The organism is Kitasatospora sp. NPDC059673, assembly GCF_042734215.1.
Lineage (GTDB): Bacteria > Actinomycetota > Actinomycetes > Streptomycetales > Streptomycetaceae > Kitasatospora.
The window spans coordinates 25,325-34,206 of the sequence record NZ_JBHWEN010000043.1; the positions used below are offsets into that span (position 1 = coordinate 25,325).

The following is an 8,882-nucleotide window of genomic DNA, read 5'->3' on the forward strand; positions in this document are numbered from 1 at the left end:
GCGGTGGGCGCAAGGCCCGGCCGGGCAAACCCCTCCCCCTCCTTCGGGGGCCGCCCGGCCGGGCGTCGCTCAGCCTCAGGCGAGGGCGTCGATCTGGGTCTTGACCTTGCCGGCGAGCTCCTTCGGCAGCGGCACGTAGCCGACCGCACCGATGGCCTGCTGGCCCGCGTCGCTGACGGTGTAGTTCAGGAAGGACTTCAGGGCCGGCAGGGTGTCGGCCTTGTTGCCCTTGTCGCAGACGATCTCGTAGGTGACCAGGGTCAGCGGGTAGGCACCCTCGGCCTTGGTCGCGTAGTCGATGTCCAGCGCCATGTCCGCGCCGGTGCCGGTGATCTTGGCGTTGGCCAGCGTGGTGGCGGCGTTGGCGGCGGTGGCCTCGACCGGCTTGGAGGCACCGGTGGCGATGGCGGCGCTGTTCAGCTTGTTGGTCTGGGCGTAGGACAGCTCGACGTAGGAGATCGAGTTCTTGGCCTGCTTGACCTGGGCCACGACACCGGCGGAGCCGTTCGCGGACTGGCCGCCCTGGCCGGACCAGCTCTTGGCGGCCGGGTACTTCCAGTTGCCGCCGCCGGCCTTGGCCAGGTAGGCGGTCAGGTTCTGGGTGGTGCCGGAGTCCTCCGAGCGGTGGATCGCCTGGATGTCGGCGGCCGGGAGGTTGACGCCCGGGTTCAGGGCGGCGATCTCCGGGGCGTTCCACTTGGTGATCTGCGAGTCGAAGATCTTCGCCAGGGTCGGGGCGTCCAGGGTCAGCTTGTCGACACCCTCGACGTTGAAGACGATCGAGATCAGGCCACCGACCATCGGCAGGTCGATGCCCTGGCCACCGGTGCAGACGGCCTTCGAGGCCTCGATCTCGGTCGCCTTGAGGGCACCGTCGGAACCCGCGAAAGCGATCTTGCCCTGGTTGAACTGGGTGACACCCGCGCCGGAGCCGCCGCCGCTGTAGGTCAGGCTGGTGCTGGAGCAGGCGCCGCTGTAGGCGGCCTTCCAGACCTCGATCGCCGGGGTCTGCGCGGTCGAACCGGCCGCCAGCAGCTGGCCGCCCTTGTCGGAGCAGGCGATCTTGGCGGCCGGGGCACCGGCGGACGAGCCGCCCGCGTTGGGCTTGGAGTTGTCGTCCGTGCCGCAGGCCGACAGCGACAGCGTGGAGACGAGCGCGACGGCACCGATGGCGAGGGCCTTGGAGCGGCCGTTCCGCAGGTTCACAGGGTGTCCCTTTCTGAGGCAATACCGGTCTCCGAGTGACCGGATTTGCTGTGGTCCGGGGCCCTTCCGGCCCTCCGGTAATCCCGAAGTTAGGCAGGACAGGTGACGCGTCAGCCCGTCACAAATGAACGGGGAGTGAACCTCGGACGGATGTCAGGAAACCTTGGCCAGTAGTAACGGTTGCGTCACAGGTCGGGCGCGGGCAGATCACCCGTCCCGGCAGGGCGGACCCCCGAACCGAGCGGGGCCGGGCGCTCAGCCGGGCAACAGCTCCAGCAGCGCGTCGATCAGCACCCGGTCACGGGGGTGCGTCAGCCGTTCCTTGGCGCGCCGCGGCGGCAGCCACTCCAGCCGGTCCACCTCCCGGTTCGGCCGGAAGGATCCGCCGGTCGGCACCGCCGCCCAGTACCTGACCTCCTTCGGGCGGCCCTGCACCAGGTAGTGCTGGGTCGGCAGCTCCGGGCCCAGCAGGCAGCGCATCCCGGTCTCCTCCCGGACCTCGCGCAGCGCCGCCGTCCGCCAGCCCTCGCCGGGGTCGAGCTTGCCCTTCGGCAGGCTCCAGTCGTCGTACTTGGGCCGGTGCACCAGCGCCACCCGCGGCTTCTTGCGGCTGCCGTCCTTGCGCAGCGGACCCGGCACCCACAGCACCGCGCCCGCCGCCAGCACCGTCGAGCGGGGCCCGGCCGCCGGGCGGCGGTCGGTGCGGGCGCCGCCCGACCGGGGGTGGGCACGGTCGGACGGCGACGGGTGATCGGGGAGCTGTGGCACGCGATCCATCCGGGTCGGGGAGCGGGGTTCAGTCCGACGGCACGGCGAACGGGCCGACCAGCCCGGACGCCACCGCCGGCCACTGGCGCCCGAAAGCGTACCGGGCGGCCTCCACGTCCAGCCGCTGATCGGCGTGCACCACACCCAGCACGTACGCCGTCGCCGGGGTGATCCGTGGCGTGCGGGCGGCCGCGGCGACCGTCGCCGCCGCGTCCGACGCCTCCTGATGGCAGCCCAACACCCGGTCCAGCTCCAGCAGTTCACCGTCCGGCGCATTGCACACCGCCAGCGCGTACCGGGCCCGCTTCACCAGGATCCGGGCCCGCAGCCACGGCGCGTCGTCCGCCGCCAGCGCCACGTCCGCCGGGTCCCCCGCACCACGCGGCACCGGCACCGTGTCCGCCGGGGCCGCACCCAGCCGGTGCAGGCCCGCCCCGGCGTACGCCTGCGCGGAGCGCTGCCAGGGCAGCCGCTCGGCCGCCGCCACCAGCGCCTCCAGCGCCGCAGCGGTGCGCGGCAGCAGCGCCACCGCCGGCTCGGCGGCGGCCTCCGGCAGCAGCGGCACCTCGCCGGCCAGCAGCGTCATCCGGTCGGCCAGCGCGTGCAGCCGGGCCGAACGCAGCTCCTGCAGCAGCGCGGTGTGCGAACGGGTCCGGGCCAGCGTCAACTGCCGTTCCAGCAGCGCCCGGGCCTTCGGCGCGCCCGGGTGGCCGGCCAGCATGCCGGCCCCGTCGGGGGCGGTGTCGGCCAGCGAGTCGACGGCGCCGAGCAACCGGTCGGAGCGGCGCCGGTAGCCCGGTTCCTGGCTGAGCAGGTCGACCAGCCAGCGCAGCTCGGTCCGCGACTCCTGCGCCCACGCCGGATCGAAGACCGGCCCGAAGGTGTGCAGCGCGCCGCCGATCCGGCGCACCGCGCGCAGCAGGTCGTCCGCGGCCTGTGCCGACGCCGGGAGCGCACCCGGTCTGGAGCCCGCCTCGCCGACCGCCTGCGGCAGGGCGCGCAGAAACACGCCCGCCTGTGCGGTCAGGTAGCCGGCAAGGACCTCCCCGGCGGTCGCGGCGCGCGCCACCGGGGCCGTCGTCGGCGCATCGGTCATGGCTGTGGCTCTCCCCGATTCCGTCCCCGGGCCTGCCCCGGGGCTGCATGCCGCCCGCGCCGGGAGGGCTCCCGGCGCGGGCGGGGTGCCGCTCAGCGCGCGGCGGCGGAGCCGCGGTTGCGGCGGCGTGAGTCGATCAGCAGGTCCTGGACGTGCCGCAGCGGGCGGCCCTCGGCGTCCTGCGCGTGGCGGATCCAGGTGCCGTCCGGGCCGAGGTGCCAGGAGTCGGTCTCGTCGGAGACGCCGAGGTCCAGCAGCCCGTTCAGTTCGGCCCGGTGCGCCGGGTCGGTGACCCGGACCAGCGCCTCGATCCGGCGGTCGAGGTTGCGGTGCATCATGTCGGCGCTGCCGATCCACACCTCGGGGTCGCCGCCGTTGCCGAACACGAATATCCGGGAGTGCTCCAGGAACCGGCCGAGGATGGACCGCACCCGGACGTTCTCGCTCAGCCCGGGCACGCCCGGCCGGATCGCGCAGATGCCGCGCACCCACACGTCCACCGGCACCCCGGCCTGCGAGGCCCGGTACAGCGCGTCGATGACCACCTCGTCGACGATCGAGTTGACCTTCATCTTGACGAAGGCCGGCCGGCCGGCGCGGTGGTGCGCGATCTCCCCGTTGATCCGGGCGACCAGGCCGTCGCGCAGCCCGCGCGGCGCGGTCAGCAGCCGCCGGTACGACTCGCGGCGCGAGTAGCCGGACAGCCGGTTGAACAGGTCGGAGAGGTCCGCGCCGACCTGCGGGTCGGAGGTCAGCAGGCCCAGGTCCTCGTACAGCCGGGCGGTCTTCGGATGGTAGTTGCCGGTGCCGACGTGCGAGTACCGGCGCAGCGTCTCGCCCTCCTGCCGGACCACCAGCGACAGCTTGCAGTGCGTCTTCAGCCCGATCAGGCCGTACACCACGTGGCAGCCGGCCTCCTCCAGCTTGCGGGCCCACTTGATGTTGGCCTGCTCGTCGAAGCGCGCCTTGATCTCCACCAGGACCAGCACCTGCTTGCCGGACTCCGCGGCGTCTATCAACGCGTCCACGATCGGCGAGTCGCCGGAGGTGCGGTACAGCGTCTGCTTGATCGCCAGCACGTGCGGGTCGGCGGCGGCCTGCTCCAGGAACGCCTGCACCGAGGTGGAGAACGAGTCGTACGGGTGGTGCAGCAGCACGTCGCGCTCACGCATCGCGGCGAAGATGTCCGGTTGCGAGGCGGACTCGACGTCGATCAGGCCGCGCGCGGTGCCCGCCACGAACTTCGGGTACCGCAGCTCGGGGCGGTCCAGGTCGGCGATGCCGAACAGGCCGGTCAGGTCGAGCGGGCCGGGCAGCGGGAAGACCTCCGCCTCGGTGATGTTCAGCTCCCGCACCAGCAGGTCCAGGATGTACGGGTCGATGGACTCCTCGACCTCCAGGCGCACCGGCGGCCCGAAGCGGCGCCGCATCAGTTCCTTCTCCAGCGCCTTCAGGATGTTCTCGGTGTCGTCCTCCTCCACCTCCAGGTCCTCGTTGCGGGTGACCCGGAACGCGTGGTGGGCGAGCACCTCCATCCCCGGGAACAGCTCCTCCAGGTGGGCGCCCATCACGTCCTCCAGCGGCACGTACCGCTGCGGCGAGGCCTCCAGGAAGCGCGACAGCAGCTGCGGCACCTTCACCCGGGCGAAGTGCTTGTGCCCCGACACCGGGTTGCGGACCACCACCGCCAGGTTCAGCGACAGTCCCGATATGTACGGGAACGGGTGCGCCGGGTCCACCGCCAGCGGCGTCAGGACGGGGAAGATCTGCTGCCGGAACAGCGTGTGCAGGCGGCTCTGCTCGGTCTCCGCCAAGTCCGGCCAGCGCACCAGCTCGATGCCCTCGGCCGCGAGATCCGGCAGCACCTCCTGCTGGAAGGTGGCCGCGTGGCGGGCCATCAGTTCACGCGAGCGGCGCCAGATCAGGTCCAGCACCTCGCGCGGCTGCAGCCCCGACGCCGACCGCTGGGCGACCCCGGTGGCGATCCGGCGCTTCAGCCCCGCCACCCGCACCATGAAGAACTCGTCCAGGTTGGACGCGAAGATCGCCAGGAACTTGGTGCGCTCCAGCAGCGGGATGTTCGGGTCCTCGGCGAGCTCCAGGACCCGCTCGTTGAACGCCAGCCAGCTGCGCTCACGGTCCAGGAACCGGCCCTGCGGCAGCTCCGCCTCCTCCGCGCCGCGCCCGTCCGTGCCGCCCGCCAGGAACACCGCGGGCAGCGCGGTGGCCGCCCGCACCGGCTCGGTCGGCACCGCCGAATCGGCCTTGGCCCGCGGCTCCCTCGCCGGGTCCTTGACCTTCACCTGGTCCTTGGCCTTCGCCGGGTCCTTGACCGCGGACCTGCCGCCGGACCGGGGCCCGGCTTTCGCGGGCCCGGCCTTCGCGCCCGGCCGGACGGTCGGCTTCTGCTCGATGCTGGACTCGGCCGCAGCCGAATCGGAGACGGGGCGCGGGATGCTCATCTGTTCCAGCTCCTCCTGCAGGACGCGGGCCGGGCGGGACGAAGGACACGCCTCCGCTCGCTGTTCGTCCTCGTCGACCAGCGGCCACCCACCCGGCGCAGCCGGAACCGGCCCGGCCGGACGGCGGGTGGAGCGGTGACGCGGACGGGGCAATACGGACGACATTCTGTGATCTTCGCGGCGCCAATTGAATCCACGGTAAACACCGCATGGCCGGGAGGAAAGCTGAGTCCGTCACCCCTGTGGCAGTTACCGGACGGCCCCGTCCGCCCGGCACCCGCCCGGCACCTGCCCAGCTCCCGGTCGGCACCCGCCCCGCTCCCGGTCGGCACCTGCCCCGCTCCCGGCCGGCACCCGCCCAGCTCCCGGCCGGCTCAGCGGCCTGCCGACGGCTCCCAGCGGTACATCAGGTCCACCTCGTGGACGGCGAAGCCCAGCCGCTCGTACACCCGGACGGCCGCGGCGTTGTCCGCGTCCACGTACAGCATCACCGTCGGCAGGCCGCGTTCCAGGATCAGGTGCCGCAGGCCCGCCGCGGTCAGCGCCTTGCCCAGGCCGCCGCCCTGCTCCGCCGGGTCCACGCCCACCACGTACACCTCGCCCAGGCCGTCCGGCTGCGTCTTGGTCCAGTGGTAGCCGACCAGCCGGCCCTCGCGCTCCGCCAGGAAGAAGCCCGTCGGGTCGAACCATGGCTCGGCCATCCGCTCCGCCAGGTCCTGCTCCGTCCACGAGCCCTGCTCGGGGTGGTGGGCGAACGCCAGCGCGTTCAGCGCCAGCCAGGCCTGCTCGTCGCGGCCCGGCTCGAACGTCCGCAGCTCGACGCCGGCCGGCAGCGGAACCGGCTCCGGCGCCTCGGCGGTGCGCCGCATCTGCCGCAACTCCCGCACCAGCACCGCCCCGTGGACCTCGGCCAGGTGCCGGGCCGCCGGGAGGCCGCCGTGCGCCCAGAAGTTCAGCTCGCCGTCCGCACCGGCCAGCACCTCGCGCACCAGCGACCCGCCCAGGCCGCGGCCGCGGTCGGCCGGGGCCACCGTCAGCTCGACCGTCCCGGGCCGCTCGCCCTCGACCTGGGCGTACCCCGTGATCCGGTCGTCCGCCAGCTGCACCAGGTGCCGCACCCCCGGGCGGGGGCTGTCGGGGCGAATGCGCAGCCGGCCCGCCTCCGAGACCGCCTCCCGACCGTCCGCCCGGGCCGCCTCCGCCAGCAACTCCCGCACCGCCTCGGCCTGTTCCACCGTCAGGACTTCGACGCGTTCGACCCGGCCGCCGCCTGACGTGTTCTCAGAAGTCTGCATACTGCCGAGCGTACGTCCTCCAGCCTCCTTTCAGGAGGCCGCCTCGTCCGCGCCCACGACCGGCCAGGCCAGCAGGGCCAGCTCGGCCGTCGCCGCCAGCTCCGCCTGGTCCGCACCGTCCCGGGCGCGCTGCGACATGCCCTGCAGCACCGCACCGAAGTACCGTGCCAGCGCGGCCGGATCCGCCTCGGGCGGCAGCTCGCCGAACCGCTGCGCGGTGGACAGCCGTTCCTCGAACGCTGCCAGGTTCGCGTCCCGCAACTCCCGCAGGAACACCGCCACTTCGTCGTCCTGGGCGGCCACATTGGTGGCCGCACTGATCACCAGGCAGCCCGCCGGATGCTCCGGGTCCGAGTAGATCCGCGCCGCCTCCCGCAGGATCCGGACGAACGCCGCCCGAACGGTCGGCTCCTCGGCGAACGCCAGCCCCACGAACTCCCCCACCGGGGACTGCTGATACCCCCGCACCACCTCGCGGAACAGCGACTCCTTGTCGCCGAACGCCGCGTACAGGCTGCCCGACTTGATCCCCATCGCCCCGGTCAACTCCCCCACCGAGGTCGCCTGGTAGCCCCGCTCCCAGAACAACCTGGTCGCCGCCGCCAGCACCGCCGCCCGGTCGAAGGCCGGCGGGCGGCCTCGTCTCGCACCTGCGCTCGTCGTCATGGCACCCATTTTAGAGCGACCACTCAAAAAGTGCGTGAGGCCGTGCTACGGTCTTTCTTGAACGGTCACTCAACAAATGAGGGATGGGTCAACCACCATGTCTGCACGCGTACTTGACGGCAAGATCGCCCTGGTCACCGGCGCCTCCCGCGGCATCGGCCGTGGCATCGCCGAACGTCTCGCCCAGGACGGCGCCACCATCGCCCTCGGCTACGCCCGTGACCACGAGGCCGCCACCACCGTCCTGGACAAGATCCGCGCCAACGGCGGCAAGGCCTTCCTGGTCCACGCCCCCCTCGGCAGCCACGGCGACGCCGCCCGCCTCTGGGAGGCCTTCGACCTGGCCGGCCGCGAGTACACCCCCGACGGTGGGCTCGACATCCTGGTCAACAACGCCGGTATCGGCCGCAGCTCCGCCCTCGCCGACCTCACCGAGGACGAGTTCGACGAGGTCTTCGCGGTCAACGTCCGTGCGCCGTTCTTCCTCACCCAGCAGGCCCTGCCCCGGCTCCGCGACGGCGGGCGCATCATCAACATCTCCAGCGGCGTCGCCCGCATCGCCATGCCCGAGATCATCGCCTACAACGCCACCAAGGGCGCCCTCGACAACTTCACCCTCAACCTCGCCGCCCAGCTCGGCCCCCGCGGCATCACCGCCAACTCCGTCCGCCCCGGCATCATCGACACCGACACCAACGCCTCCTGGCTCCGCGGCAACCCCGCCGCCCAGGCCCACGCGGCTTCCCGCTCCGCCCTCGGCCGCATCGGCCGGCCCGACGACGTCGCCGACATCGTCGCCTTCCTCGCCACCCCCCACTCCCGCTGGATCACCGGCCAGACCATCGACGCGACCGGCGGCTCGCACCTCTGACCTCCGCGCGCCGTAGTGCAGAATCACGGCGTGATCACTGAAGAACGCGCTGCGCAACTGGTCGAGGCACTGTTGGAGAGACGACGCGGAGAGGTGGCCTGGATGGCGCTGGCGCCGGAACTCGCCATTCTCCGCGTGGAGGAACACCCCCACGGCTGGCTGGTCTTCTGGCAGTCGGCGGAATTCGTCCGCACCCGGGACAGGCACACGGCCCTGATCGGCTCCGGCCCCTACCTGGTGGACCGTCAGGACGGCAGCATTCACCACATACCGACCACCACCTACGTCGGTGGTGGCTGGGAGGAGCTCTACCTCCGGCAGGTCAAACACGCCCAGGCGGACGCCGGGGCCTCCGACGAGCCGCGGACGGATCGTCGACTTCCCATCGAGACCCTTGCCGGCCCGATCCTCTGAAAGTCCGAGAATGCGAAAAAGCCCCCCGCCGTGAGGCGGGGGGCTTTCCCTGAATAATTGTTCGGCGGCGTCCTACTCTCCCACAGGGTCCCCCCTGCAGTACC

The 8,882-nt window shown here is 72.5% G+C and carries 8 protein-coding genes; 2 read left to right on the top strand and 6 right to left on the bottom strand.

What is annotated here, in order from left to right:
• Positions 1–75: 75 nt before the first annotated feature.
• The 6 genes from pstS to ACFV18_RS31650 form a co-directional block, all read right to left on the bottom strand.
• Positions 76–1,206 (bottom strand): phosphate ABC transporter substrate-binding protein PstS, encoded by a 1,131-nt coding sequence (gene pstS, locus ACFV18_RS31625; protein WP_380488735.1) that lies wholly within the window; start codon positions 1,204–1,206, stop codon positions 76–78.
• Between the two features lie 255 nt (positions 1,207–1,461).
• The gene (locus ACFV18_RS31630) at positions 1,462–1,974 is read right to left on the bottom strand and encodes an NUDIX hydrolase (RefSeq protein WP_380488736.1); all 513 of its coding nucleotides are present in this window, start codon (positions 1,972–1,974) and stop codon (positions 1,462–1,464) included.
• Positions 1,975–2,002: 28 nt separating this feature from the next.
• On the bottom strand, positions 2,003–3,070 hold the full coding sequence (locus ACFV18_RS31635; RefSeq protein ID WP_380488737.1) for a CHAD domain-containing protein: 1,068 nt from the start codon (positions 3,068–3,070) through the stop codon (positions 2,003–2,005).
• Between the two features lie 92 nt (positions 3,071–3,162).
• Positions 3,163–5,532, bottom strand: a complete 2,370-nt coding sequence (locus ACFV18_RS31640) for an RNA degradosome polyphosphate kinase (protein WP_380488742.1) — start codon at positions 5,530–5,532, stop codon at positions 3,163–3,165.
• A 374-nt stretch (positions 5,533–5,906) separates the two neighbouring features.
• Entirely contained in the window at positions 5,907–6,827 is a 921-nt protein-coding gene (gene mshD, locus ACFV18_RS31645) for a mycothiol synthase (protein WP_380488738.1), read from the bottom strand.
• A gap of 30 nt (positions 6,828–6,857) precedes the next feature.
• Positions 6,858–7,493, bottom strand: a complete 636-nt coding sequence (locus ACFV18_RS31650; protein WP_380488739.1) for a TetR/AcrR family transcriptional regulator — start codon at positions 7,491–7,493, stop codon at positions 6,858–6,860.
• Between the two features lie 97 nt (positions 7,494–7,590).
• On the opposite strand from ACFV18_RS31650, the gene ACFV18_RS31655 reads away from it, so the two are divergent.
• Positions 7,591–8,364 carry an SDR family NAD(P)-dependent oxidoreductase gene (locus ACFV18_RS31655; protein ID WP_380488740.1) on the top strand — a complete coding sequence of 258 codons (774 nt, stop codon included), beginning with the start codon at positions 7,591–7,593 and terminating at the stop codon, positions 8,362–8,364.
• A gap of 30 nt (positions 8,365–8,394) precedes the next feature.
• Positions 8,395–8,778, top strand: coding sequence for a YrhB domain-containing protein (locus ACFV18_RS31660; RefSeq protein WP_380488741.1), 384 nt, complete (start codon positions 8,395–8,397; stop codon positions 8,776–8,778).
• Positions 8,779–8,882 lie beyond the last annotated feature (104 nt).